The sequence below is a fragment of the Pseudomonas sp. GW823-FHT04A03 genome (genome assembly GCF_058796615.1).
This window is the reverse complement of sequence record NZ_JBXAIV010000007.1, coordinates 308,481-333,349: the sequence shown is the minus strand read 5'-3', so window position 1 is coordinate 333,349 and position 24,869 is coordinate 308,481. Positions and strand designations below refer to the sequence as shown.

Annotated in this window: 20 protein-coding genes; 17 read left to right on the top strand and 3 right to left on the bottom strand. The window is 59.9% G+C overall.

Annotated features, from left to right (window positions below; all coding sequences use genetic code 11):
• Nucleotides 1–228: 228 nt before the first annotated feature.
• On the bottom strand, nt 229–2,499 hold the full coding sequence (gene clpA, locus AC1Q9F_RS19625; RefSeq protein WP_007951436.1) for an ATP-dependent Clp protease ATP-binding subunit ClpA: 2,271 nt from the start codon (nt 2,497–2,499) through the stop codon (nt 229–231).
• A 30-nt stretch (nt 2,500–2,529) separates the two neighbouring features.
• Nucleotides 2,530–2,913 (bottom strand): ATP-dependent Clp protease adapter ClpS, encoded by a 384-nt coding sequence (gene clpS / locus AC1Q9F_RS19620; RefSeq protein WP_011334948.1) that lies wholly within the window; start codon nt 2,911–2,913, stop codon nt 2,530–2,532.
• Between the two features lie 224 nt (nt 2,914–3,137).
• Here clpS and AC1Q9F_RS19615 point away from each other — a divergent pair, with 224 nt between their 5' ends.
• Nucleotides 3,138–3,419, top strand: coding sequence for a cold shock domain-containing protein (locus AC1Q9F_RS19615; protein WP_207983227.1), 282 nt, complete (start codon nt 3,138–3,140; stop codon nt 3,417–3,419).
• A gap of 78 nt (nt 3,420–3,497) precedes the next feature.
• Here AC1Q9F_RS19615 and icd read toward each other — a convergent pair whose 3' ends face one another.
• Entirely contained in the window at nt 3,498–4,754 is a 1,257-nt protein-coding gene (gene icd, locus AC1Q9F_RS19610) for an NADP-dependent isocitrate dehydrogenase (RefSeq protein WP_007951441.1), read from the bottom strand.
• A gap of 481 nt (nt 4,755–5,235) precedes the next feature.
• On the opposite strand from icd, the gene AC1Q9F_RS19605 reads away from it, so the two are divergent.
• The 16 genes from AC1Q9F_RS19605 (at nt 5,236) to nuoH (ending at nt 24,862) form a co-directional block, all read left to right on the top strand.
• Nucleotides 5,236–7,461, top strand: a complete 2,226-nt coding sequence (locus tag AC1Q9F_RS19605) for an NADP-dependent isocitrate dehydrogenase (RefSeq protein ID WP_085689990.1) — start codon at nt 5,236–5,238, stop codon at nt 7,459–7,461.
• A gap of 78 nt (nt 7,462–7,539) precedes the next feature.
• Nucleotides 7,540–7,986 (top strand): NUDIX hydrolase, encoded by a 447-nt coding sequence (locus AC1Q9F_RS19600; RefSeq protein ID WP_492620695.1) that lies wholly within the window; start codon nt 7,540–7,542, stop codon nt 7,984–7,986.
• Nucleotides 7,987–8,045: 59 nt separating this feature from the next.
• Complete coding sequence (gene mnmA, locus AC1Q9F_RS19595; RefSeq protein ID WP_074688946.1) at nt 8,046–9,170, top strand: tRNA 2-thiouridine(34) synthase MnmA; 1,125 nt, start codon at nt 8,046–8,048, stop codon at nt 9,168–9,170.
• Nucleotides 9,167–9,790: a high frequency lysogenization protein HflD gene (gene hflD / locus AC1Q9F_RS19590; protein WP_039767411.1), complete on the top strand. Its 624-nt coding sequence runs from the start codon at nt 9,167–9,169 to the stop codon at nt 9,788–9,790. The genes mnmA and hflD overlap by 4 nt, the downstream gene beginning before the upstream one ends.
• Before the next feature lie 127 nt (nt 9,791–9,917).
• The gene (gene purB, locus AC1Q9F_RS19585) at nt 9,918–11,288 is read left to right on the top strand and encodes an adenylosuccinate lyase (protein ID WP_039767413.1); all 1,371 of its coding nucleotides are present in this window, start codon (nt 9,918–9,920) and stop codon (nt 11,286–11,288) included.
• Nucleotides 11,289–11,374: 86 nt separating this feature from the next.
• Nucleotides 11,375–12,550, top strand: coding sequence for a ribosomal protein uL16 3-hydroxylase (locus AC1Q9F_RS19580; RefSeq protein WP_007951451.1), 1,176 nt, complete (start codon nt 11,375–11,377; stop codon nt 12,548–12,550).
• On the top strand, nt 12,543–12,968 hold the full coding sequence (locus tag AC1Q9F_RS19575; RefSeq protein ID WP_007951452.1) for a GNAT family N-acetyltransferase: 426 nt from the start codon (nt 12,543–12,545) through the stop codon (nt 12,966–12,968). The genes AC1Q9F_RS19580 and AC1Q9F_RS19575 overlap by 8 nt, the downstream gene beginning before the upstream one ends.
• A gap of 132 nt (nt 12,969–13,100) precedes the next feature.
• Entirely contained in the window at nt 13,101–13,853 is a 753-nt protein-coding gene (locus tag AC1Q9F_RS19570) for a secretin N-terminal domain-containing protein (protein ID WP_492620694.1), read from the top strand.
• Between the two features lie 476 nt (nt 13,854–14,329).
• Complete coding sequence (aceA, locus tag AC1Q9F_RS19565) at nt 14,330–15,655, top strand: isocitrate lyase (RefSeq protein ID WP_007951455.1); 1,326 nt, start codon at nt 14,330–14,332, stop codon at nt 15,653–15,655.
• 546 nt (nt 15,656–16,201) lie between these two features.
• On the top strand, nt 16,202–16,615 hold the full coding sequence (locus AC1Q9F_RS19560; protein WP_003223812.1) for an NADH-quinone oxidoreductase subunit A: 414 nt from the start codon (nt 16,202–16,204) through the stop codon (nt 16,613–16,615).
• A gap of 10 nt (nt 16,616–16,625) precedes the next feature.
• Nucleotides 16,626–17,300: a NuoB/complex I 20 kDa subunit family protein gene (locus AC1Q9F_RS19555; RefSeq protein ID WP_007951456.1), complete on the top strand. Its 675-nt coding sequence runs from the start codon at nt 16,626–16,628 to the stop codon at nt 17,298–17,300.
• 69 nt (nt 17,301–17,369) lie between these two features.
• Nucleotides 17,370–19,154: an NADH-quinone oxidoreductase subunit C/D gene (nuoC, locus tag AC1Q9F_RS19550; protein WP_179694430.1), complete on the top strand. Its 1,785-nt coding sequence runs from the start codon at nt 17,370–17,372 to the stop codon at nt 19,152–19,154.
• A gap of 2 nt (nt 19,155–19,156) precedes the next feature.
• Nucleotides 19,157–19,654, top strand: a complete 498-nt coding sequence (gene nuoE / locus AC1Q9F_RS19545) for an NADH-quinone oxidoreductase subunit NuoE (RefSeq protein ID WP_003223804.1) — start codon at nt 19,157–19,159, stop codon at nt 19,652–19,654.
• On the top strand, nt 19,651–21,006 hold the full coding sequence (nuoF, locus tag AC1Q9F_RS19540) for an NADH-quinone oxidoreductase subunit NuoF (protein ID WP_007951458.1): 1,356 nt from the start codon (nt 19,651–19,653) through the stop codon (nt 21,004–21,006). Before nuoE ends, nuoF begins: the two co-directional genes overlap by 4 nt.
• 137 nt (nt 21,007–21,143) lie before the next feature.
• A complete protein-coding gene (nuoG, locus tag AC1Q9F_RS19535; protein WP_492620693.1) occupies nt 21,144–23,858 on the top strand; it encodes an NADH-quinone oxidoreductase subunit NuoG in 2,715 nt (904 codons plus the stop codon).
• Nucleotides 23,855–24,862, top strand: a complete 1,008-nt coding sequence (nuoH, locus tag AC1Q9F_RS19530) for an NADH-quinone oxidoreductase subunit NuoH (RefSeq protein WP_007951460.1) — start codon at nt 23,855–23,857, stop codon at nt 24,860–24,862. The genes nuoG and nuoH overlap by 4 nt, the downstream gene beginning before the upstream one ends.
• The last annotated feature ends 7 nt before the right edge of the window (nt 24,863–24,869 follow it).

Sequence of the window (24,869 nt, the reverse complement as noted above, 5' to 3'; positions counted from 1 at the left end):
AACCGTAGGCGATGCCCCCGGATCGATCCCGGAGCGAAGGAACCCCGAGCCTCAGCGAGGGGCCGTACGTCAGGGTTGGAGACCTTTTGGTTACTTTTGGGGCGTTTGCCAAAAGTGACCCGCCGTAAGGGCGGAACCCTGAGAAGCCGTTACCGCAGCAACGGATATTCACACCAAACGAACAGACAATAAAAAGGCGCCCGAAGGCGCCTTTTCACTTACCAGCCATCAGGCCATTTCCGCGGTGGTCTCAAAGTCAAACGTCAACTCACCATCCTTGATGTCGATGTGAACCACACCGCCATGCTCGGCCAGCTCGCCAAACAGAATCTCCTCCGCCAGCGGACGCTTGATCTTGTCCTGGATCAGACGCGCCATCGGACGAGCGCCCATGGCCGAATCGTAACCACCGGCCGCCAGCCAGCTGCGCGCCGCATCGGTAACTTCCAGAAGCACACGCTTGTCTTCCAGTTGCGCCTGAAGCTCGGTGAGGAACTTGTCCACCACGCTTTTGATAACCTCATGACTGAGGCGACCAAACTGAATGATGGTATCCAGACGGTTGCGGAATTCCGGCGTGAAGCTCTTCTTGATCACTTCCATCGCATCGGACGAGTGGTCCTGATGGGTGAAACCGATCGAAGCGCGCGCCGCCGTTTCAGCACCGGCGTTGGTGGTCATGATCACGATCACGTTGCGGAAGTCCGCCTTGCGCCCGTTGTTGTCGGTCAGCGTGCCGTGGTCCATCACCTGCAGCAGCAGGTTGAAGACTTCCGGATGCGCCTTCTCGATTTCATCGAGCAGCAATACGCAATGCGGCTGCTTGGTGATCGCTTCGGTCAACAGACCGCCCTGGTCGAAACCGACATAACCCGGAGGCGCACCGATCAGACGCGATACGGTGTGGCGCTCCATGTACTCGGACATGTCGAAGCGAACCAGTTCGATCCCCAACGCCTTGGCCAATTGACGCGCGGCTTCGGTTTTACCAACACCGGTCGGTCCTGCGAACAGGAACGAACCGACAGGCTTGTCAGGCGATTTGAGACCGGCACGGGACAGCTTGATCGCAGTCGACAGCGAATCGATCGCCGCGTCTTGACCAAACACCGTCAGCTTCAGGTCACGCTCAAGGTTGCGCAGCAGTTCCTTGTCGGAGCTGGTGACGTGCTTCGGCGGAATCCGCGCGATTTTCGCAACGATGTCCTCGACCTCAGGCACTTCGATGCGCTTCACACGCTTCTCGACCGGTTGCAGACGCTGGTAGGCGCCCGCCTCGTCGATCACGTCAATGGCCTTGTCCGGCATGTGCCGGTCATTGATGTAGCGCGAAGCCAGTTCCGCAGCGGCGCGCAGCGACTCATCGCTGTATTCGATGTTGTGATGCTGCTCGAAACGCCCTTTCAGGCCGCGCAGGATACCGATGGTGTCTTCCACCGACGGCTCGACGACATCGACCTTCTGGAAGCGACGTGCCAGGGCACGGTCTTTTTCGAAGATGCCACGGAATTCCTGGAACGTGGTCGAGCCGATGCAGCGAATGTCGCCAGACGACAGCAGTGGTTTGAGCAGGTTCGAGGCATCCATCACGCCACCGGACGCAGCACCCGCACCGATGATGGTGTGGATCTCGTCGATGAACAGGATCGCCTGCGGACGTTTTTTCAGTTCGTTGAGCAACGCCTTGAAGCGCTTCTCGAAATCACCGCGATACTTGGTGCCCGCGAGCAGAGCGCCCAGATCGAGGGAATAAACGACGCTGTTGGCCAGCAGGTCCGGCACCTGGTTGTCGACAATACGCTTGGCCAGACCTTCGGCAATCGCGGTTTTACCCACGCCCGCCTCGCCTACCAGCAGCGGGTTGTTTTTGCGACGGCGCGCGAGAATCTGCGCGACACGCTCGACTTCCGTTTCACGCCCGACCAGCGGATCAATCCGGCCCTGGCGTGCGAGTTCGTTGAGGTTGCTGGCATAAGCGTCCAGCGGATTGCCTGAAGAAGAAGACTCACCGCCCTCGTCGTCCTGCATATCTTGTTCACCTTCAGAGTGATCGCCATGCCCCGGCACTTTGGAAATGCCGTGGGCGATATAGTTGACGACATCAATGCGTGCAACGCTCTGCTGTTTCAGCAGGAACACCGCCTGACTCTCTTGCTCACTGAAGATTGCAACCAGCACGTTGGCGCCGGTCACTTCGCGTTTGCCCGAGCTCTGCACATGAAAGACAGCACGTTGCAGCACACGCTGGAAGCCCAGGGTTGGCTGGGTTTCGCGATCCTCGTCATGGACGGGGATCAGTGGCGTGGTGGAGTCGATGAACTCCTGCAGGTCGTGCTTGAGTTTGTCGAGGTTTGCGCCGCAGGCACGCAATACGGTGGCGGCAGCCTCATTGTCCAATAGGGCCAGCAGCAGGTGTTCGACGGTCATGAATTCATGACGCTTCGAACGTGCCTCCTTGAAGGCAAGATTGAGGGTGACTTCGAGCTCGCGGTTTAACATAGCTTCACCTCATACCCAAGTGGTCGGCGATTAACCGTCCTTCTCGATTTCACAGAGTAGCGGATGCTGGCTTTCCCTGGCGTACTGGTTGACCTGCATGGCCTTTGTCTCGGCGATGTCGCGGGTAAACACTCCACATACTGCCCGCCCTTCTGTGTGGACGGCCAGCATGACCTTGGTCGCCAGCTCGCGATTCAGGTTAAAAAACACCTCGAGCACTTCGACGACGAAATCCATCGGTGTGTAGTCATCATTAAACAAAACCACCTTGTACATCGGCGGCGCCTGTAACGCAGGCTTTGCTTCCTGAACAGCAACGCCTGCCGAATCGTCGTCGTGCTCCTGTGGAAGATCCTTTTGGAGAAGCGGGCGATCCTGATTGAATGTTAGTCGAATCTGGCTGATTGCATGCATGGAAAGAAAGGTTCGTCAGTTGTGCAAATACAGTGGTGGGGGCGGCTTGACACGTTTTCAACTCCGACTGCCCGGTCACCTTGACTATCGGGAAAACGGTGTTACAACCAATAGAACCCACAGTGGGGAAAAAAGATCCGCGGAGTCAATCTTTTTAACGGATTCGACTGCGGATGAATTGGATGATACTCCAGCGATGGAGACTGTTGCAGAGGGATTTGAGCATGGCTGTCGGCAAGGTGAAATGGTTCAACAATGCCAAGGGGTTCGGTTTCATAAACACCGACTCCCGCGAGGGGAAGGACGAGGACGGCAAGGAGATCGATTTCTTTGCCCACTATTCCGCCATTGAAATGGACGGATACAAAACCCTCAAAGCCGGGCAAATCGTCAAATTCGAGATCGTGCAAGGGCCCAAAGGCCTGCATGCCACAAAAATTCAGAATGTCGAAGCCGCAAAAGATGCCGCCTCGTCACCCGCTCAGCACCAGTCAGTGACCAGCTGAAGCAACCCAACACCTGCCAGAAAACAAACCGCCCGGCTCGATCACTCGAGCCGGGCGGTTTCGTTGCAGCTGCCGTTCTTACATGTGCTTGATCAGCGCTTCACCGAAGCCCGAAGAAGACACCAGCGTGGCGCCTTCCATCAGACGTTCGAAGTCGTAGGTCACGGTCTTGGCCTTGATCGCGCCATTGGTGCCCTTGATGATCAGGTCAGCCGCCTCGGTCCAGCCCAGGTGGCGCAGCATCATCTCGGCCGACAGAATCACCGAACCCGGGTTGACCTGGTCCTTGCCGGCATACTTCGGCGCGGTGCCGTGGGTCGCCTCGAACATGGCTACGGTGTCGGACAGGTTGGCACCCGGCGCGATACCGATACCGCCTACTTCCGCCGCCAGGGCGTCAGACAGGTAGTCACCGTTGAGGTTGAGGGTGGCGATCACATCGTATTCGGCCGGACGCAGCAGGATCTGCTGGAGCATGGCGTCGGCGATGGCGTCCTTGACGACGACTTCACGGCCGGTTTTCGGGTTCTTGAATTTCATCCATGGGCCGCCATCGAGCAGCTCGGCGCCGAATTCTTCCTTCGCCACCTCGTAGCCCCAGTCCTTGAAGGCACCTTCGGTGAATTTCATGATGTTGCCCTTGTGCACGATGGTCAGCGACTTGCGATCGTTGTCCACCACGTATTGCAGAGCCTTGCGCACCAGACGCTTGGTGCCTTCTTTCGAAACCGGCTTGATGCCGATGCCGCAGTCCTGGTCGAAACGGATCTTGGTGACGCCCATTTCTTCTTTCAGGAACTTGATGACCTTGGTGGCCTCAGGGGAGCCGGCCTTCCATTCGATACCGGCATAAATGTCTTCGGAGTTTTCGCGGAAGATCACCATGTCGACGTCGCCAGGCTTTTTCACCGGGCTCGGTACGCCTTCGAACCACACCACAGGGCGCAGGCAGACATAGAGATCGAGCTGTTGGCGCAGGGCAACGTTGAGGGAACGGATGCCGCCACCGACCGGAGTGGTCAGCGGGCCTTTGATGGAAACGACGTAATCTTTAACGGCGTCCAGGGTTTCCTGGGGCAGCCAGGTGTCCTGGTCATAAACCTGAGTTGCTTTTTCGCCAGCATAAACCTCCATCCAGGAAATCTTGCGCTTGCCCCCGTAGGCTTTTTCTACGGCAGCATCAACCACTTTGATCATCACAGGGCTGACGTCGACGCCAATGCCGTCACCTTCGATGAAGGGAATGATCGGGTTATCAGGGACATTGAGAGAATGGTCTGCGTTGACGGTGATTTTGTCGCCGACGGCTGGAACCTGAATCTTCTTGTAACCCATGCTGAACTCCATTGTTTGGATTGAACATCTGGCTTGGTTCGAGCGTAACCCAGTTGAATCAACACGCAAACCCTCTGTTCCGGGCGCGACCACATCTCGTTTCGTACAAGCCTGAAAGCAAAGGGAAAAGCGCCAATCTCAAGCATTCACGGCGACTCTACGCCCCACCCCGCCCTGCGACCTTTAGACCAATGGACGAGAATCGTTGCATATGAACCATCGGCAGATTGCCAGCTACCTATGTATAATGCCGCCCGCTGACCAAAGGGTCACGACGGCTGGCCTCTCTAGCACGAGACTTTCCGCCTGATTGGTCGGGTTGTTACCGCAGTCCGACTGCTTGACGCTCTACTGATGCACCCAACATCACCGCGAAGATTCTCGACATTCGGTTCATGGATGACTTTGAACGAACGCGCTTACCCGGCGCCCCTCGAGTTTCTGCGCACGCTTTAGCAAAGAAGAGAGAGTTAATCCGAATATGCCCACCCGCTCGAAGATCATCTATACCTTCACCGACGAAGCTCCAGCCCTCGCCACCTATTCCCTGCTGCCGATCATCGAGGCTTACACCGCCTCGGCCGATATCGCCGTGGAAACCCGCGATATCTCTCTTGCAGCACGTATTCTGGCCAGCTTCCCCGAGCAACTGGGCGACAAAGCCGTAGCCGACCACCTCGCCGAACTGGGCGACCTGGCCGTTACGCCTGAAGCCAACATCATCAAGCTGCCGAACATCAGCGCCTCGGTTCCGCAACTGCAAGCCGCGATCAAAGAACTGCAAGCCCAGGGCTACAACCTGCCGGACTACCCGGAAACCGTGACCAGCGACGCCGACAAAGACGCCAAGGCGCGCTACGACAAGGTCAAGGGCAGCGCCGTGAACCCGGTTCTGCGCGAAGGCAACTCCGACCGTCGCGCTCCGCTGTCGGTCAAGAACTACGCTCGCAAGCACCCGCACAAAATGGGCGCCTGGGCCAAGGACTCCAAGTCCCACGTCGCTCACATGAGCACCGGCGATTTCTACGGCAGCGAAAAAGCTGCCCTGATCGACGCCGCTGACGCCGTGAAGATCGAGCTGATCGCCAAAGACGGCACCGCCACCGTCCTGAAAGAAAAAACCACCGTTCAGGCGGGCGAGATCCTTGACTGCTCCGTGATGAGCAAAAAGGCCCTGCGCGCGTTCATCGCCGCTGAAATCGACAGCGCCAAGCAACAAGGCGTGCTGCTGTCGGTTCACCTGAAAGCCACCATGATGAAGGTCTCCGACCCGATCATGTTCGGCCAGATCGTTGCCGAGTTCTACAAGGACGCCCTGACCAAGCACGCCGACGTGCTGGCAGAAATCGGCTTCAACCTGAACAACGGCATCGGCGACCTGTACGCCCGCATCAAATCCCTGCCGGCCGAGCAGCAAGCCCAGATCGAAGCTGACGTGCAGGCGGTCTACGCCGTTCGCCCGTCGCTGGCGATGGTCAACTCCGACAAAGGCATCACCAACCTGCACGTGCCGAGCGACGTTATCGTCGACGCCTCGATGCCGGCCATGATCCGTGACTCCGGCAAGATGTGGGGCACCGACGGCCAGCTGCACGACACCAAGGCTGTGATCCCGGATCGCTGCTACGCCACCATCTACCAGGCCGTGATCGAAGATTGCAAAGCCAATGGCGCTTTCGATCCGACCACCATGGGCAGCGTGCCAAACGTTGGCCTGATGGCTAAAAAGGCTGAAGAATACGGCTCCCACGACAAGACCTTCCAGATCAAGGCCGACGGCGTGGTTCGCGTGACCGACAGCAAAGGCACCCTGCTGATGGAACAGGCTGTTGAAGCCGGCGACATCTTCCGCATGTGCCAGACCAAAGACGCGCCGATCCAGGACTGGGTCAAACTGGCCGTCAACCGCGCTCGTGCAAGCGCAACTCCAGCCATTTTCTGGCTGGACCCGATGCGCGCCCACGACGGTGTGGTGATCGAAAAGGTTCAGGCTTACCTGAAGGATCACGACACCGCCGGTCTGGACATCCAGATCATGGCGCCGGTCGATGCCATGAAATACACCCTGCAGCGCACCCGCGAAGGCAAGGACACCATTTCGGTGACCGGCAACGTACTGCGCGACTACCTGACCGACCTGTTCCCGATCATGGAACTGGGCACCAGCGCCAAGATGCTGTCGATCGTGCCGCTGATGAACGGCGGTGGCCTGTTCGAAACCGGCGCCGGCGGTTCGGCTCCGAAGCACGTGCAGCAACTGGTCGAAGAGAACTTCCTGCGTTGGGATTCGCTGGGTGAATTCCTGGCCCTGGCCGCTTCTCTCGAGCACCTGGGTGTGAACTACAACAACCCGAAAGCGCTGGTGCTGTCCAAGACTCTGGACCAGGCCACTGGCCAGTTCCTTGACAACAACAAGTCGCCATCGCGCAAAGTCGGCAATATCGACAACCGCGGCAGCCACTTCTACCTGGCAATGTACTGGGCACAAGCCCTGGCCGCCCAGACCGAAGACGCTGCACTGCAAGCGCAGTTCGCGACTCTGGCCAAGACCCTGACCGAGAACGAAGCGACCATCGTCGCCGAGCTCAACGCCGTTCAAGGCAAGCCAGTGGACATCGGCGGTTACTACCACGCCAATGCCGAGCTGATCAGCAAGGCGATGCGCCCAAGCGCAACCCTCAACGCGGCCATCGCTGCGCTGGTATAAGGTTGTAAAGGGAACATCACAAACCCCGGCCATGCGCCGGGGTTTGTGTTTCTGCCTTTCGCCCAGGAGATTCAATCTATGCAATGGCTCCCCCACATCACCGTCGCCACCATCGTCGAGGACAACGGTCGTTTTCTGATGGTCGAGGAACACAAGGCCGGGCGTAACGTGCTCAATCAGCCCGCCGGTCATCTGGATCCGGACGAAACCCTGATCGAAGCCGCCGTGCGCGAAACCCTCGAAGAAACCGGTTGGGACGTCGAGCCCACTGCTGTGGTCGGCATTTATCTGTACACCGCCCCGAGCAACGGCGTGACCTACCAGCGCGTGTGCTTCAGCGCCAAAGCCGTGAAACATCACCCGGATTACCAGCTGGACGACGGCATCGTCGGCGCCAAGTGGCTGACCCGCGAGGAATTAATCAAGCAGCGCGAGCACTGGCGCAGCGAGCTGATCATCCGCTGCATCGACGATTATCTGGCCGGCAATCGCTTCGGCCTCGAACTGATCCGCCCTTCCCTTTAGCCTTGAGGCCGTGAGCCTGATAGAATCGCGTCCTTTTTCAAGACACTCATTGAATCCCTATGCGTGATCCAGCCCCTTCTGACACATCCAAGAAGCGCGTCATTGTCGGCATGTCCGGCGGCGTGGACTCTTCCGTTTCCGCTCTCCTGCTGATCGAGCAGGGCTATGAAGTGGAAGGCCTGTTCATGAAGAACTGGGAAGAAGACGACGGAACGGAATACTGCACCGCCATGGACGACCTGGCGGATGCCCAGGCCGTGTGCGACAAGATCGGTATCAAGCTGCACACCGCCAACTTCGCCGCCGAGTACTGGGATAACGTGTTCGAGCACTTCCTGGCCGAATACAAGGCCGGCCGCACGCCGAACCCGGACATCCTGTGTAACCGCGAGATCAAGTTCAAGGCGTTCCTCGACTACGCCATGATGCTCGGCGCCGACCTGATCGCCACCGGTCACTACGTGCGCCGCCGCGACATCGATGGCCGCACCGAGCTGCTCAAAGGCCTGGACCCGAACAAGGATCAGAGCTACTTCCTGCACGCTGTCGGCGGCGAACAGATCGCCAAGACCCTGTTCCCGGTCGGCGAACTGGAAAAGCCGGAAGTCCGCGCGATTGCCGAGAAATACGAGCTGGCCACCGCCAAGAAGAAGGATTCCACCGGGATCTGCTTCATCGGCGAGCGCCGTTTCAGCGATTTCCTCAAGCAATACCTGCCGGCGCAACCGGGCGAGATAAAGACCACCGAAGGTGAAGTCATCGGCCGTCACCACGGCTTGATGTACCACACCATCGGTCAGCGCCAGGGCCTGGGCATCGGCGGTCTGAAAGACGCCGGCGACGAGCCGTGGTACGTGCTGCGCAAGGATCTGGACACCAACGAGCTGATTGTCGGTCAGGGCAACAACCATCCGTGGCTGTTCTCCAGCGCCCTGCTCGCTTCGGAAATCTATTGGGTCAACCCGATCGACCTGAGCCAGCCGCTGCGCCTGACCGCCAAGGTTCGTTATCGCCAGAGCGATCAGGCCTGCACGCTGGAAAAAACCGAGACCGGCTATCGCGCCGTGTTCGACGAGCCGCAACGCGCGGTCACACCGGGCCAGTCGGTAGTGTTTTATGACGGTGAAATCTGCCTCGGTGGCGGCGTGATCGAAGTCGCCGAGCCGTGGAGCGGCCAGGCATGAGCCCGACTCAGGAGCAATTGACCGCTCTGGGCGGCGTGTTTCTCGCCGCCGTGCTGGTCGACCGGATCGCCAAGACCGGCCAGACCAACGAGGCCGGCCTGAGCTGCATGCTCGGCAGCCTGCTGGTTCGCGACCCGAAAGACACCCTGGATGTTTACGGCGGCGACGACATCAATCTGCGCGAGGGTTACCGCGCGCTGATCGGCGCCCTCGAGCGCGACCCGAGCACCTTGCAGCGCGAGCCGCTGCGTTATGCGCTGTCGATGCTCGGCCTTGAGCGGCAACTGGCCAAGCGCAACGACATGCTCGACGTGATCGGCAAGCGCTTGCCGCAGATCCAGTCGCAGGTCGAGCATTTCGGCCCGGCCCACGAAAACGTGATCGCGGCCTGCGGTGCGCTGTATCAGGACACCCTGAGCACGCTGCGCCAACGCATTCAGGTGCACGGTGACATGCGCAACCTGCAGCAGCCGAGCAACGCCTCGAAGATCCGTGCCCTGCTGCTCGCCGGCATTCGCTCGGCACGCCTGTGGCGCCAGCTCGGCGGTCACCGCTGGCAGTTGGTCGTCAGCCGACGCAAATTGCTCAAAGAGCTGTATCCGTTGATGCGCAGCGAGTAAATCGTCGCGCAATAAAAGCTTTGTAGTCTGTAACGCGTAATACGCCGGTCAGTTGGCGACGGACCGGCGGATTTTTTCATGTATGATACGCGCCCCATTTCGTTGCCCGACTGTCCGAGAACACCCCATGCAGCTCTCTTCGCTCACTGCGGTTTCCCCTGTTGACGGCCGCTACGCCGGCAAAACCCAGGCCCTGCGCCCAATTTTCAGCGAGTACGGTCTGATCCGTGCCCGCGTTCTGGTTGAGGTGCGCTGGCTCCAGCGCCTGGCCGCTCACGCCGGCATCCCGGAAGTGCCAGCCTTCTCCGCCGAAGCCAACGCCGTTCTGAATGAACTGGCCGAGAACTTCTCGCTGGAGCACGCCGAGCGCGTGAAAGAGATCGAGCGCACCACCAACCACGACGTAAAAGCGATCGAATACCTGCTCAAAGAGCAAGCGGCCAAGCTGCCTGAGCTGGCCAAGGTCAGCGAATTCATCCACTTCGCCTGCACCAGCGAGGACATCAACAACCTGTCCCACGCCCTGATGCTGCGCGAAGGCCGTGACGACGTGATGTTGCCGCTGATGCGCCAGACTGCCAACGCCATCCGCGAACTGGCCATCCGCTTCGCCGACGTGCCAATGCTGTCGCGTACCCACGGTCAGCCGGCTTCGCCGACTACCCTGGGTAAAGAGCTGGCGAACGTGGTTTACCGTCTGGAGCGTCAGATCGCTCAGGTCGCTGCCGTTCCACTGCTGGGCAAGATCAACGGCGCTGTCGGCAACTACAACGCTCACCTGTCGGCCTACCCGCAGATCGACTGGGAAGCCAACGCCCGCGCCTTCATCGAAGACGAGCTGGGTCTGGGCTTCAACCCGTACACCACGCAGATCGAGCCGCACGACTACATCGCCGAGCTGTTCGACGCCATTGCGCGCTTCAACACCATTCTGATCGACTTCGACCGTGACATCTGGGGCTACATCTCCCTGGGTTACTTCAAGCAGCGCACCATCGCCGGCGAAATCGGTTCGTCGACCATGCCGCACAAGGTCAACCCGATCGACTTCGAAAACTCCGAAGGCAACCTGGGCATCGCCAACGCACTGTTCCAGCACCTGGCGAGCAAACTGCCGATCTCCCGCTGGCAGCGCGACCTGACCGACTCCACCGTTCTGCGTAACCTCGGCGTCGGCTTCGCCCACAGCGTGATCGCGTACGAAGCGAGCCTCAAAGGCATCAGCAAGCTCGAGCTGAACGCTGACAAGATCGCTGCCGATCTGGACGCTTGCTGGGAAGTCCTGGCCGAGCCGATCCAGACCGTGATGCGCCGCTACAACATCGAAAACCCGTACGAGAAGCTGAAAGAACTGACTCGCGGCAAGGGCATCAGCCCTGAAGCGCTGCAGACTTTCATCGATGGCCTGGACATGCCGGCCGCTGCGAAAGCCGAGCTCAAGCAACTAACCCCGGCCAACTACATCGGCAACGCTGTAGCGCAAGCCAAACGCATCTGATCGACTGCTTGACCCGTTTGAGACGCCCGGCCGCGCCGGGCGTTTTTATTCCCGTCTGAAAAATGCTTTTTTTCAATAGGTTACATATGAATCCCGATATTCCTCTTCAACTTCTGGGTGGTCTTACGGCGCGCGAATTCATGCGCGATTACTGGCAGAAAAAACCACTGCTGATCCGTCAGGCGATTCCTGATTTCGAAAGCCCGATCGACGCCGACGAGCTCGCCGGCCTGGCCCTGGAAGAAGAAGTCGAATCGCGTCTGGTGATCGAGCACGGCGAGCGTCCATGGGAACTGCGTCGCGGCCCGTTCGCCGAAGACGAATTCAGCAAACTGCCGGAACGCGAGTGGACCCTGCTAGTGCAGGCGGTCGATCAGTTCGTGCCGGAAGTCAGCGAGCTGCTGGAAAACTTCCGCTTCCTGCCGAGCTGGCGCGTCGACGACGTGATGATTAGCTTCGCCGCCCCGGGTGGCAGCGTCGGCCCGCACTTCGACAACTACGACGTGTTCCTGCTGCAAGGTCACGGCAAGCGCAACTGGAAAATCGGCCAGATGTGCGACTCCGAAAGCCCGCTGCTGCAACACGCGGACCTGCGCATCCTCGCCGAATTCCACGAGACCGAAGAGTGGGTCCTGGAACCGGGCGACATGCTCTACCTGCCGCCGCGCCTGGCCCACTGCGGCGTTGCCGTCGATGACTGCATGACCTACTCGGTCGGCTTCCGCGCACCGAGCGCCGCTGAAGTGCTGACCCACTTCACCGACTTCCTCAGCCAGTTCCTGACTGACGAAGAGCGCTACACCGACGCCGACGCCAAACCGGTCAGCGATGACCCACATCAGATCCAGCACGATGCACTCGGCCGCCTGAAAGCGCTGCTCGCCGAGCACATGAGCGACGAACGCCTGCTACTGACCTGGTTCGGCCAGTACATGACCGAACCGCGTTATCCAGAACTGGTGGTCGGCCCGGAAGAAGTCGAGGAAGAAGACCTTCTTGGCGCGCTAGAAGACGGCGCCATCCTGATCCGCAACCCGAGCGCGCGCCTGGCGTGGTCGGACGTCGATGACGACCTGCTGCTGTTCGCCAGCGGCCAGAGCCGTTACCTGCCGGGCAAGCTGCGCGAACTGCTGAAGCTGATCTGCTCCGCCGACGCCCTGCACACCGACAACCTCGGTGACTGGCTGAGCGACGAAGACGGTCGCGGCCTGCTGTGCGAACTGGTCAAACAGGGAAGCCTGGGGTTCGCCGACGATGAATAAGATTCGCGTACGTGTTGCAGACTGGCAAAAGGACAACGCCGAGATCCGCCGCATTCGCGAAACGGTGTTCATTGCCGAACAATCGGTTCCACCCGAGCTTGAGTGGGACGCCGATGACGCTACGGCGGTGCATTTTCTGGCTTTCGAAGGCGACTTTCCGATCGGCACCGCACGCCTCTTGCCCGACGGGCATGTTGGCCGGGTTTCGGTACTGAAGGACTGGCGCGGCCTGAAGGTCGGCGATGCGCTGATGCAAGCGGTGATTGCCGAAGCGGAAGCTCGCGGCCTGAAGCAGCAGATGCTCAGCGCCCAGGTGCAGGCCACGGCGTTCTATGAGCGCCTGGGTTTCAACCTGGTCAGCGAGGAATTCCTCGAAGCCGGGATTCCACATGTCGATATGGTTCGTCATTCGGCATAACGCTTGATGTGCACCTCAAAACGCCCCGCCATCTCACGATGCCGGGGCGTTTTGCTGTCTACGATTCAACTTGCCCCACCCCGGGCCGACAAACTGGCAATATCAAGCCTTTCGAAAGCGGAGATAACGGACATGTCCCTACGCACCCTGCTCACCACCCTGCTGCTCGGCTGCAGTTTTTCGGTGATGGCAGCCACAGAAATCGTGCCCCTCAAATACCACACCAGCGCCGACATGCTGCCGGTGGCTCAGGACTTCATCGGCAAGGACGGCCAGGTCAGCGCCTATGGCAACCAACTGATCGTCAAGGCCGAGCCCGGCAAGATCGAAGAACTCAAGAACCTGCTCTCGCAGCTCGACACCGCGCCCAAGCGCCTGCTGATCACGGTCGACACCAACGAAAACAACGGTCGCGGAGATGAAGGCTATTCGGTCAACGGCGCGCAAACCCGCATCATCAGTCGCAGCACTGCCAGCCGTGATGGCGGCATTCAGCAGATCCAGGCCAGCGAAGGCGCACCGGCGCTGATCCAGGTCGGCCAGAGCGTGCCGATCACCAGCAGCCAGACCAACTCCTACGGCGATTACAGCAGCCAGACTCAATATCGCAACGTCACACAGGGTTTTTACGTCACCGCCAGCGTCACCGGCGAAACCGTTCATCTGGCGATCAGTACCAACCGTGACCGCATGAGCCAGGAACGTCCCGATGTAGTGAACGTGCAAAGCACCGACACAACTGTCACCGGACGCCTGGGCGAATGGATCACCCTCGCCGGCGTGAATCGCCAGACCCAGGCCGACAAACAGGGTCTGGCCCGCAGCTACTCGACTCAAGGCCGGGATGACATGACGCTGCGGGTGAAAGTCGACACGTTGGACTAAAGCACCAAAAACTGACTGATTAGTCGTATTAGACGAAAGATGTAGTGCTTGAAAAAAAGCACTACAAAACGTTTGACGAGCCAAAAAAGCGAAGGCATGATGGCCTCGCTCCCGCTAATCAGAGGCCCTGGCAAGGGCCTTCGAAGCGATGCTCGCAACCATCCCCGCGAGCCGTTTCGTGTCTGTACCGCCCACAAGGTGTGTTTGACGAGGTTGCCGACTGGAACGAAGTTGTCCCGAGGGACGGAAGCGTAATTAGGTAACCCGGCTTTACACTGTAGTTCGTATAAAGGCCCACGACGCCCGAATGCGCCCGCCAGTTCGCCTTTACCTGCTCACTTCCCCTCGAGCCCATCGTTCATCCCGTCGCCTGCCCCGCCGAACCCGACCTGACCACCTAAGCTTCTGGTCAGCGAGCGCAAGGAATTTTCCACCGCAGAACAACTTTTCATAAAGACGCGACGAGGTTTATCTCCATGGCACTGACACGCGAACAGCAAATTGCAGCCCTTGAAAAAGACTGGGCTGAAAACCCGCGCTGGAAAGGCGTGACTCGCAATTACTCCGCTGCTGACGTCGTCCGTCTGCGTGGCTCGGTTCAACCAGAGCACACCTTTGCAAAAATGGGCGCCGAAAAACTGTGGAACCTGGTCACCCAGGGTGCCAAGCCGTCCTTCCGCCCAGAGAAAGATTTCGTCAACTGCATGGGCGCCCTGACCGGCGGCCAGGCTGTGCAACAGGTTAAAGCCGGTATCCAGGCGATCTACCTGTCGGGCTGGCAAGTCGCTGCGGACAACAACTCCGCCGAATCGATGTACCCGGATCAGTCGCTGTACCCGGTGGACTCGGTTCCAACCGTGGTCAAGCGCATCAACAACTCGTTCCGTCGTGCCGACCAGATCCAGTGGAAAGCCGGCAAGAACCCGGGCGACGATGGCTACATCGACTACTTCGCGCCAATCGTGGCTGACGCCGAAGCCGGTTTCGGCGGCGTACTGAACGCCTACGAGCTGATGAAGAGCATGATCGAAGCAGGCGCCGCCGGCGTTCACTTCGAAGACCAGCTGGCTTCCGTGAAGAAATGCGGCCACATGGGCGGCAAGGTTCTGGTTCCAACCCAGGAAGCCGTGCAGAAGCTGACCGCTGCTCGTCTGGCTGCCGACGTTGCCGGTGTACCGACCATCATCCTGGCCCGTACCGACGCCAACGCTGCCGACCTGCTGACTTCCGACTGCGACCCGTATGACCAGCCGTTCGTGACTGGCACCCGTACCCAGGAAGGTTTCTACAAGGTTCGTGCCGGTCTGGACCAGGCAATCGCCCGTGGCCTGGCCTACGCGCCGTACGCCGACCTGATCTGGTGCGAAACCGCCAAGCCGGACCTGGACGAAGCCCGTCGTTTCGCTGAAGCGATCAAGAAGGAATACCCGGACCAGATCCTGTCGTACAACTGCTCGCCTTCCTTCAACTGGAAGAAAAACCTGGACGACGCGACCATCGCCAAGTTCCAGCGCGAACTGTCCGCCATGGGTTACAAGCACCAGTTCATCACCCTGGCCGGCATTCACAACATGTGGCACAGCATGTTCAACCTGGCGCACGACTACGCCCGCAACGACATGACTGCCTACGTGAAGCTGCAAGAGCAGGAATTCGCTGACGCCGCCAAGGGTTACACCTTCGTGGCTCACCAGCAGGAAGTGGGCACTGGCTACTTCGACGACATGACCACCGTGATCCAGGGCGGCACGTCCTCGGTGACCGCGCTGACCGGTTCGACCGAAGAAGAACAGTTCCACTGATCGACTTCGCCTGAGCGAACGGCCTTTGCGGACCGTATAGAAAGCTAACCGCATTGCCGAAAAACTGACGCCCCGACTGGTTCGGGGCGTTTTTTTGCCTGCGGTTTTCCGGGCGCCTCAGGAATTGGCACAGCCTGTCAGGCAAAACATTGATCCAGAGCGGTATCCGCATCGCGAAAATCGGCTAAAACGGGCGCCGCCGCTACTTGCAGTAACGCGCATATAAGACAACTTCCCAACTACTGACCCGTTAAACAGTTACGAAACCACTCCAAACGATATTAATTATCATTTAGCGGCAACTATGTTCGTTACATTTCCTACAAAACATAATTCGTGAAATCCCGGCTAATGCCCGCAACGCATGGGCTGCGGGCCCTTTGAGGTGCGCTATGTCCTTATTCCAATAAATAATTTCGCTATAGGAATTTTACTTGCCGGGTGTTTAGCCATAAAATCAGCGCGATTGATTGCTGCGACATATCGTCACTGCCTTATTTCTTTATCAAGCTCAGAGACCTTTGCTCTCTGTTAAGGATTTCCAGCATGCCCGAAGCGACAGGACTCATGGCCCACAACTGGGGCTTTGCCATTTTCCTTCTGGGTGTAGTCGGCCTGTGTGCCTTCATGCTCGGCGTCTCCAGCCTCCTCGGGTCAAAAGCCTGGGGCCGCAGCAAAAACGAACCGTTCGAGTCCGGCATGCTACCTACCGGTGGCGCCCGCTTGCGGCTCTCAGCCAAATTCTATCTGGTCGCGATGCTGTTCGTGATCTTCGATATCGAAGCCCTCTTTCTCTTTGCATGGTCTGTGTCCGTCCGCGAAAGCGGCTGGACCGGATTCGTCGAAGCTCTCGTTTTCATAGCAATTCTGTTGGCAGGTCTTGTCTACCTGTTCCGAGTGGGCGCCCTTGACTGGGCTCCGGAAGCTCGTCGCAAGCGGCAGGCGAAGCTGAAACAATGAGGCTTTGGCAATGCAATACAATCTCACCAGAATCGACCCCGATGCTCCTAACGAGCAGTATCCGATCGGCCAGCGGGAAACCGTTTCCGATCCGTTAGAAGATCAAGTCCACAAAAACATTTTCATGGGCAAGCTGGAAGACGTGCTGAGTGGCGCGGTCAACTGGGGACGTAAGAACTCCCTGTGGCCGTACAACTTCGGTCTGTCGTGCTGCTATGTGGAAATGACCACCGCCTTCACGGCGCCCCACGACATCGCGCGCTTCGGCGCCGAAGTTATCCGGGCATCACCGCGTCAGGCCGACTTCATGGTTATCGCCGGGACCTGCTTCATCAAGATGGCGCCGATCATTCAGCGCCTGTACGAGCAGATGCTCGAGCCCAAGTGGGTGATCTCGATGGGTTCGTGCGCCAACTCCGGTGGCATGTACGACATCTACTCCGTGGTTCAGGGGGTGGACAAGTTCCTGCCCGTTGACGTCTACGTACCTGGCTGCCCGCCCCGTCCAGAAGCATTTCTGCAAGGCTTGATGCTGTTGCAGGAATCCATTGGCCAGGAGCGTCGCCCACTTTCCTGGGTCGTTGGCGATCAAGGCGTTTATCGCGCCGACATGCCTTCGCAGAAGGAACAGCGCCGCGAACAGCGAATCGCAGTCACCAACCTGCGCAGCCCTGACGAAGTCTGATCCAGTCTGTTTCAAAGAAACGAGAAGCTGGCTTCATTCTTTACGTTGACCGAAAGCGAAAAAATAACCATGACTACAGGCAGTGCTCTGTACATCCCGCCTTATAAGGCAGACGACCAGGATGTGGTCGTCGAACTGAACAACCGTTTTGGCGCCGAAGCGTTCACCGCTCAGCCGACCCGCACCGGCATGCCGGTGCTGTGGGTGGCTCGCGCCAGACTCGTCGAAGTCCTGACCTTCCTGCGCAACCTGCCCAAGCCGTATGTCATGCTCTATGACCTGCACGGCGTGGACGAGCGTCTGCGCACCAAGCGTCAAGGGCTGCCGAGCGGTGCCGACTTCACCGTGTTCTATCACCTCATGTCGCTGGAACGTAATAGTGACGTGATGATCAAGGTCGCCTTGTCCGAGAGCGACCTGAGCTTGCCGACCGTCACCAGCATCTGGCCGAACGCCAACTGGTACGAGCGTGAAGTCTGGGACATGTACGGCATCGACTTCAAAGGTCACCCGCACCTGTCGCGCATCATGATGCCGCCGACCTGGGAAGGTCACCCGCTGCGCAAGGACTTCCCGGCGCGCGCCACCGAATTCGATCCGTTCAGCCTGAACCTGGCCAAGCAGCAGCTTGAGGAAGAAGCCGCGCGCTTCCGTCCTGAAGACTGGGGCATGAAGCGTTCCGGGGCGAACGAGGACTACATGTTCCTCAACCTGGGCCCGAACCACCCTTCGGCTCACGGTGCGTTCCGCATCATCCTGCAACTGGACGGTGAAGAGATCGTCGATTGCGTTCCGGACATCGGTTACCACCACCGTGGCGCCGAGAAGATGGCCGAGCGTCAGTCCTGGCACAGCTTCATTCCGTACACCGACCGTATCGACTACCTCGGCGGCGTGATGAACAACCTGCCGTACGTGCTCTCGGTCGAGAAGCTGGCCGGCATCAAGGTGCCAGAGAAGGTCGACGTCATCCGCATCATGATGGCCGAGTTCTTCCGGATCACCAGCCACCTGCTGTTCCTGGGTACTTACATCCAGGACGTCGGCGCCATGACCCCGGTGTTCTTCACCTTCACCGACCGCCAGAAGGCGTACACGGTGATCGAAGCCATCACCGGTTTCCGTCTGCACCCGGCCTGGTACCGCATCGGTGGCGTCGCCCACGACCTGCCGCGCGGCTGGGAAAAACTGGTGAAAGACTTCGTTGAATGGCTGCCAAAGCGCCTCGACGAATACACCAAGGCCGCCCTGCAGAACAGCATCCTCAAAGGTCGTACCATCGGCGTTGCCCAGTACAACACCAAAGAGGCCCTGGAATGGGGCGTCACCGGTGCCGGCCTGCGTTCCACCGGTTGCGACTTCGACCTGCGTAAGGCGCGTCCGTACTCCGGCTACGAGAACTTCGAGTTCGAAGTGCCGCTGGCCGCCAACGGCGATGCCTACGACCGCTGCATGGTTCGCGTCGAAGAGATGCGTCAGAGCGTCAAGATCATCGACCAGTGCCTGCGCAACATGCCGGAAGGCCCGTACAAGGCGGATCACCCACTGACCACGCCGCCGCCGAAAGAGCGCACGCTGCAGCACATCGAAACCTTGATCACGCACTTCCTGCAGGTTTCGTGGGGCCCGGTCATGCCGGCCAACGAATCCTTCCAGATGATCGAAGCGACCAAGGGCATCAACAGTTATTACCTGACGAGCGACGGCGGCACCATGAGCTACCGTACCCGGATCCGCACTCCGAGCTTCCCGCATCTGCAACAGATCCCTTCGGTGATCAAAGGCAGCATGGTCGCGGACCTGATTGCGTACCTGGGTAGTATCGATTTCGTTATGGCCGACGTGGACCGCTAAGCATGAACAGCACGCTTATCCAGACAGACCGTTTCACCCTGAGTGAAACCGAGCGCTCGGCCATCGAGCACGAGCTGCATCACTACGAAGACCCGCGCGCGGCGTCGATCGAAGCCCTGAAGATCGTTCAGAAGGAACGCGGCTGGGTGCCGGACGGCGCCCTGTACGCCATCGGCGAGATCCTCGGCATCCCGGCCAGCGACGTTGAAGGCGTGGCCACGTTCTACAGCCAGATCTTCCGTCAGCCGGTCGGCCGTCACATCATTCGCGTCTGCGACAGCATGGTCTGCTACATCGGCGGCCACGAGTCGGTGGTCAGCGAAATCCAGAACAACCTGGGTATCGGCCTGGGTCAGACCACCGCCGACGGTCGTTTCACCCTGCTGCCGGTCTGCTGCCTCGGCAACTGCGACAAGGCACCGGCGCTGATGATCGATGACGACACCTTTGGCGATGTCCAGCCTGCCGGCGTCGCCAAACTGCTCGAGGGCTACGTATGACCCTGACTTCTTTCGGCCCGGCCAACCGCATCCAGCGTTCGGCCGAGACTCACCCGCTGACCTGGCGCCTGCGTGACGACGGCGAAGCCGTGTGGCTCGACGAGTACCAGGCCAAGAACGGTTACGCCGCTGCGCGCAAGGCCTTCGCCGACATGGATCAGGACGCCATCGTCCAGACCGTGAAAGACGCCGGCCTCAAAGGTCGCGGCGGTGCAGGCTTCCCCACTGGCGTGAAGTGGGGCCTGATGCCAAAGGACGAATCCATCAACATCCGCTACCTGCTGTGCAACGCGGATGAAATGGAGCCGAACACCTGGAAAGACCGCATGTTGATGGAGCAACTGCCCCATCTGCTGATCGAAGGCATGCTGATCAGTGCTCGCGCGCTGAAAACCTACCGTGGCTACATCTTCCTGCGTGGCGAGTACACCACCGCCGCCAAGCACTTGAACCGTGCCGTGGAAGAAGCCAAGGCAGCTGGCTTGCTGGGCAAAAACATCCTGGGCAGCGGCTTCGATTTCGAGCTGTTCGTCCACACCGGCGCCGGGCGTTACATCTGCGGTGAAGAAACCGCACTGATCAACTCCCTCGAAGGTCGCCGCGCCAACCCGCGCTCCAAACCGCCCTTCCCTGCCGCCGTTGGCGTGTGGGGCAAGCCGACCTGCGTGAACAACGTTGAAACCCTGTGCAACGTGCCGGCGATCATCGCCGACGGCGTGGACTGGTACAAATCGTTGGCCCGCGACGGCAGCGAAGACATGGGCACCAAGCTCATGGGCTTCTCCGGCAAGGTCAAGAACCCTGGTCTGTGGGAACTGCCATTCGGCGTGACCGGTCGCGAACTGTTCGAAGACTACGCCGGCGGCATGCGCGACGGCTTCAAGCTGAAAGCCTGGCAGCCAGGCGGCGCCGGTACCGGTTTCCTGTTGCCGGAACACCTCGACGCACAAATGTATGCCGGCGGCATCGCCAAAGTGGGCACCCGTATGGGCACCGGCCTGGCCATGGCGGTGGACGACAGCGTCAACATGGTGTCCCTGCTGCGCAACATGGAGCAGTTCTTCGCTCGCGAATCCTGCGGTTTCTGCACCCCATGCCGTGATGGTTTGCCATGGAGCGTCAAGCTCTTGATGGCGATCGAACAAGGTCGCGGCCAGCCAGGCGACATCGAGACCCTGCTGGGTCTGGTCAACTTCCTCGGCCCGGGCAAGACCTTCTGTGCTCACGCACCGGGTGCCGTGGAACCGTTGGGCAGTGCCATCAAATACTTCCGTCCAGAGTTCGAAGCCGGTATCGCGCCTGCAAGCGCCGCCGTCCCGCCTCTGGCGAAGCCGATCGTAGTCGGCGCGTAAACGCTTAAAAAAGGCGAAGGGTCCGTGCCCTTCGCCTTTCGTCCGATGACGCCTTTCGGGGCTGACTGGATTCGGACGGATAACAAGATTCCATTAGCCACGCCCGCTGACACCGGGCCAACGAAGACCTTTGAACCATGGCCACTATCCACGTAGACGGCAAAGCGCTCGAAGTCGACGGGGCAGACAACCTGTTACAGGCATGTCTGTCGCTGGGCCTCGACATCCCTTATTTCTGCTGGCACCCCGCGCTTGGTAGCGTCGGGGCCTGCCGCCAGTGCGCGGTCAAGCAGTACACCGACGAGAACGACACCCGTGGTCGCATCGTCATGTCCTGCATGACCCCTGCCACCGACAACACCTGGATCTCCATCGACGATGAAGAATCCAAGGCGTTTCGCGCCAGTGTTGTTGAATGGCTGATGACCAACCACCCGCACGACTGCCCTGTGTGCGAGGAAGGCGGTCACTGCCACCTGCAAGACATGACCGTGATGACCGGCCACAACGAGCGCCGTTATCGCTTCACCAAACGCACCCACCAGAACCAGCAACTGGGCCCGTTCATTTCCCACGAAATGAACCGCTGCATCGCTTGCTACCGCTGCGTGCGTTTCTACAAGGACTACGCCGGCGGCACCGACCTCGGTGTATTCGGCGCCCACGACAACGTGTACTTCGGTCGCGTTGAAGACGGCACCCTCGAAAGCGAGTTCTCCGGCAACCTCACCGAGGTCTGCCCGACCGGTGTGTTCACCGACAAGACTCACTCCGAGCGCTACAACCGCAAGTGGGACATGCAGTTCTCGCCGAGCATCTGCCATGGCTGCTCGAGCGGTTGCAACATCTCCCCGGGCGAGCGTTACGGCGAACTGCGTCGCATCGAAAACCGTTACAACGGTTCGGTGAACCAGTACTTCCTGTGCGACCGTGGCCGTTTCGGTTATGGCTACGTCAACCGCACCGACCGTCCACGTCAGCCACTGCTGGCCGACGGCACCAAGCTGAGCCTGGACGACGCGCTGGATAAAGCCGCCGACCTGCTGCGCGGTCGCAACATCGTCGGTATCGGTTCGCCGCGTGCCAGCCTCGAAAGCAACTACGCGTTGCGTGAACTGGTCGGCGCCGAGCACTTCTACTCCGGTATCGAAGCCTCCGAACTGGAACGCATCCGTCTGGTCCTGCAAGTGCTGAAAGACAGCCCGTTGCCAGTGCCGAACATGCGCGACATCGAAGACCACGACGCTGTGTTCGTCCTCGGTGAAGACCTGACCCAGACCGCCGCCCGTATGGCCCTGGCCCTGCGTCAGTCGGTCAAAGGCAAGGCCGAAGACATGGCCGAAGCCATGCGCGTCCAGCCTTGGCTCGACGCCGCGGTGAAGAACATCGGTCAGCACGAGCTGAACCCGCTGTTCATCGCCAGCCTGGCTGAAACCAAGCTCGACGACATCGCCGAAGAATGCGTACACGCCGCTCCAGACGATCTGGCCCGCATCGGTTTCGCCGTGGCTCACGCCCTGGACGCCAGCGCACCGGCCGTTGAAGGTCTGGACGCCGAAGCCCTGGAACTGGCCAAGCGCATCGCCGACGCCCTGCTCGCGGCCAAACGTCCGCTGATCATTGCCGGTACTTCGCTGGGCTCCAAAGCCTTGATCGAAGCGGCTGCGAATATCGCCAAAGCCCTGAAGCTGCGCGAGAAGAACGGCTCGATCAGCCTGATCGTGCCGGAAGCCAACAGCCTCGGCCTGGCCATGCTCGGTGGCGAGTCGGTCGATGCCGCGCTGCAAGCGGTCATCGACGGCAAGGCTGACGCCATCGTCGTGCTGGAAAACGATCTGTACACCCGTACCGCCAAGGCCAAGGTCGATGCGGCACTGAACGCTGCGAAAGTGGTGATCGTTGCCGACCATCAGAAGACCGCCACCAGCGACCGCGCGCATCTGGTTCTGCCAGCCGCCAGCTTTGCTGAAGGCGACGGTACGCTGGTCAGCCAGGAAGGTCGCGCCCAGCGCTTCTTCCAGGTTTTCGACCCGCAATACATGGACGCGAGCATTCTGGTCCACGAAGGCTGGCGCTGGCTGCACGCCCTGCGCGCCACCCTGCTGAACCAGCCGATCGACTGGACGCAACTGGACCATGTGACTGCCGCCGTTGCTTCGAGCACCACGCAGCTGGCCCGCATCGTCGACGCCGCGCCGTCCGCCTCGTTCCGCATCAAGGGTCTGAAACTGGCGCGTGAGCCGCTGCGTTACTCCGGTCGCACCGCGATGCGCGCCGACATCAGCGTTCACGAACCACGTACCCCGCAAGACAAGGACACCGCGTTCGCCTTCTCGATGGAAGGTTACTCGGGCTCCGCCGAACCGCGTCAGCAGGTTCCTTTTGCATGGTCGCCGGGCTGGAACTCGCCGCAAGCCTGGAACAAGTTCCAGGACGAAGTCGGTGGTCACCTGCGCGCTGGCGATCCGGGCACCCGCCTGATCGAAAGCACCGGTGATTCGCTGAACTGGTTCGCCAGTGTTCCGCGCGCGTTCAACCCGGCCCAGGGCACCTGGCAAGCCGTGCCGTTCTACCACCTGTTCGGCAGCGACGAGAACTCGTCGAAAGCCGCTCCGGTCCAGGAACGCATCCCGGCCGCCTACGTTTCACTGGCCAAGTCCGAAGCGGATCGCCTGGGCGTCAACGACGGCGCACTGCTGAGCCTCAATGTTGCCGGCCAGACCCTGCGTCTGCCGCTGCGCATCAATGAAGAGCTGGGCGCTGGCCTGGTTGCACTGCCGGCCGGTCTGGCAGGCATTCCGCCGGCGATTTTCGGCCAAACCGTTGATGGTCTGCAGGAGGCAGCGCAATGACCTGGTTCACCCCTGAAGTGATCGATGTGATCCTGACGGTCATCAAGGCCATCGTGATCCTGCTGGCCGTGGTGGTCGCAGGCGCGTTGCTCAGCTTTGTCGAGCGTCGCCTGCTGGGCTGGTGGCAGGACCGTTACGGTCCGAACCGCGTTGGCCCGTTCGGCATGTTCCAGATCGCGGCCGACATGCTGAAGATGTTCTTCAAGGAAGACTGGACCCCGCCGTTTGCCGACAAGGTGATCTTCACCCTGGCACCGGTGGTGGCCATGTCCGCCCTGCTGATCGCCTTCGCGATCATCCCGATCACCCCGACCTGGGGCGTGGCGGATCTGAACATCGGCCTGCTGTTCTTCTTCGCCATGGCCGGTCTGTCGGTCTACGCGGTGCTGTTCGCCGGCTGGTCGAGTAACAACAAGTTCGCCCTGTTGGGCAGCTTGCGTGCCTCGGCGCAGACCGTGTCCTACGAAGTGTTCATGGGCCTGGCCCTGATGGGCATCGTGGTGCAAGTCGGCTCGTTCAACATGCGCGACATCGTCGAGTACCAGGCGCAGAACCTGTGGTTCATCATTCCGCAGTTCTTCGGCTTCTGTACCTTCTTCATCGCTGGCGTGGCCGTGACTCACCGTCACCCGTTCGACCAGCCGGAAGCGGAACAGGAACTGGCCGACGGTTACCACATTGAATACGCCGGTATGAAATGGGGCATGTTCTTCGTCGGTGAATACATCGGCATCATCCTGATCTCGGCGCTGCTGGTCACCCTGTTCTTCGGTGGCTGGCACGGTCCGTTCGGCATCCTGCCGCAACTGTCCTTCGTCTGGTTCGCATTGAAGACCGCGTTCTTCATCATGCTGTTCATCCTGCTGCGCGCTTCCATCCCGCGTCCGCGTTATGACCAGGTGATGGATTTCAGCTGGAAATTCTGCCTGCCACTGACCCTGATCAATTTGCTGGTGACCGCTGCAATCGTGTTGTGGAACACGCCTGCGGTTGCGGTTCAGTGAGGATTTG

Bases quoted from the DNA above. Each gene is read 5' to 3' on its own strand.
- AC1Q9F_RS19555 (WP_007951456.1), top strand. From the start codon at position 16,626: ATGCAATACAATCTCACCAGAATCGACCCCGATGCTCCTAACGAGCAG.
- AC1Q9F_RS19615 (WP_207983227.1), top strand. From the start codon at position 3,138: ATGGCTGTCGGCAAGGTGAAATGGTTCAACAATGCCAAGGGGTTCGGT.
- AC1Q9F_RS19600 (WP_492620695.1), top strand. From the start codon at position 7,540: ATGCAATGGCTCCCCCACATCACCGTCGCCACCATCGTCGAGGACAAC.
- nuoF (WP_007951458.1), top strand. From the start codon at position 19,651: ATGACCCTGACTTCTTTCGGCCCGGCCAACCGCATCCAGCGTTCGGCC.
- clpS (WP_011334948.1), bottom strand. From the start codon at position 2,913: ATGCATGCAATCAGCCAGATTCGACTAACATTCAATCAGGATCGCCCG.
- AC1Q9F_RS19605 (WP_085689990.1), top strand. From the start codon at position 5,236: ATGCCCACCCGCTCGAAGATCATCTATACCTTCACCGACGAAGCTCCA.
- nuoH (WP_007951460.1), top strand. From the start codon at position 23,855: ATGACCTGGTTCACCCCTGAAGTGATCGATGTGATCCTGACGGTCATC.
- AC1Q9F_RS19570 (WP_492620694.1), top strand. From the start codon at position 13,101: ATGTCCCTACGCACCCTGCTCACCACCCTGCTGCTCGGCTGCAGTTTT.
- nuoG (WP_492620693.1), top strand. From the start codon at position 21,144: ATGGCCACTATCCACGTAGACGGCAAAGCGCTCGAAGTCGACGGGGCA.
- nuoE (WP_003223804.1), top strand. From the start codon at position 19,157: ATGAACAGCACGCTTATCCAGACAGACCGTTTCACCCTGAGTGAAACC.
- hflD (WP_039767411.1), top strand. From the start codon at position 9,167: ATGAGCCCGACTCAGGAGCAATTGACCGCTCTGGGCGGCGTGTTTCTC.
- aceA (WP_007951455.1), top strand. From the start codon at position 14,330: ATGGCACTGACACGCGAACAGCAAATTGCAGCCCTTGAAAAAGACTGG.
- icd (WP_007951441.1), bottom strand. From the start codon at position 4,754: ATGGGTTACAAGAAGATTCAGGTTCCAGCCGTCGGCGACAAAATCACC.
- mnmA (WP_074688946.1), top strand. From the start codon at position 8,046: ATGCGTGATCCAGCCCCTTCTGACACATCCAAGAAGCGCGTCATTGTC.
- nuoC (WP_179694430.1), top strand. From the start codon at position 17,370: ATGACTACAGGCAGTGCTCTGTACATCCCGCCTTATAAGGCAGACGAC.
- AC1Q9F_RS19575 (WP_007951452.1), top strand. From the start codon at position 12,543: ATGAATAAGATTCGCGTACGTGTTGCAGACTGGCAAAAGGACAACGCC.
- AC1Q9F_RS19560 (WP_003223812.1), top strand. From the start codon at position 16,202: ATGCCCGAAGCGACAGGACTCATGGCCCACAACTGGGGCTTTGCCATT.
- purB (WP_039767413.1), top strand. From the start codon at position 9,918: ATGCAGCTCTCTTCGCTCACTGCGGTTTCCCCTGTTGACGGCCGCTAC.
- clpA (WP_007951436.1), bottom strand. From the start codon at position 2,499: ATGTTAAACCGCGAGCTCGAAGTCACCCTCAATCTTGCCTTCAAGGAG.
- AC1Q9F_RS19580 (WP_007951451.1), top strand. From the start codon at position 11,375: ATGAATCCCGATATTCCTCTTCAACTTCTGGGTGGTCTTACGGCGCGC.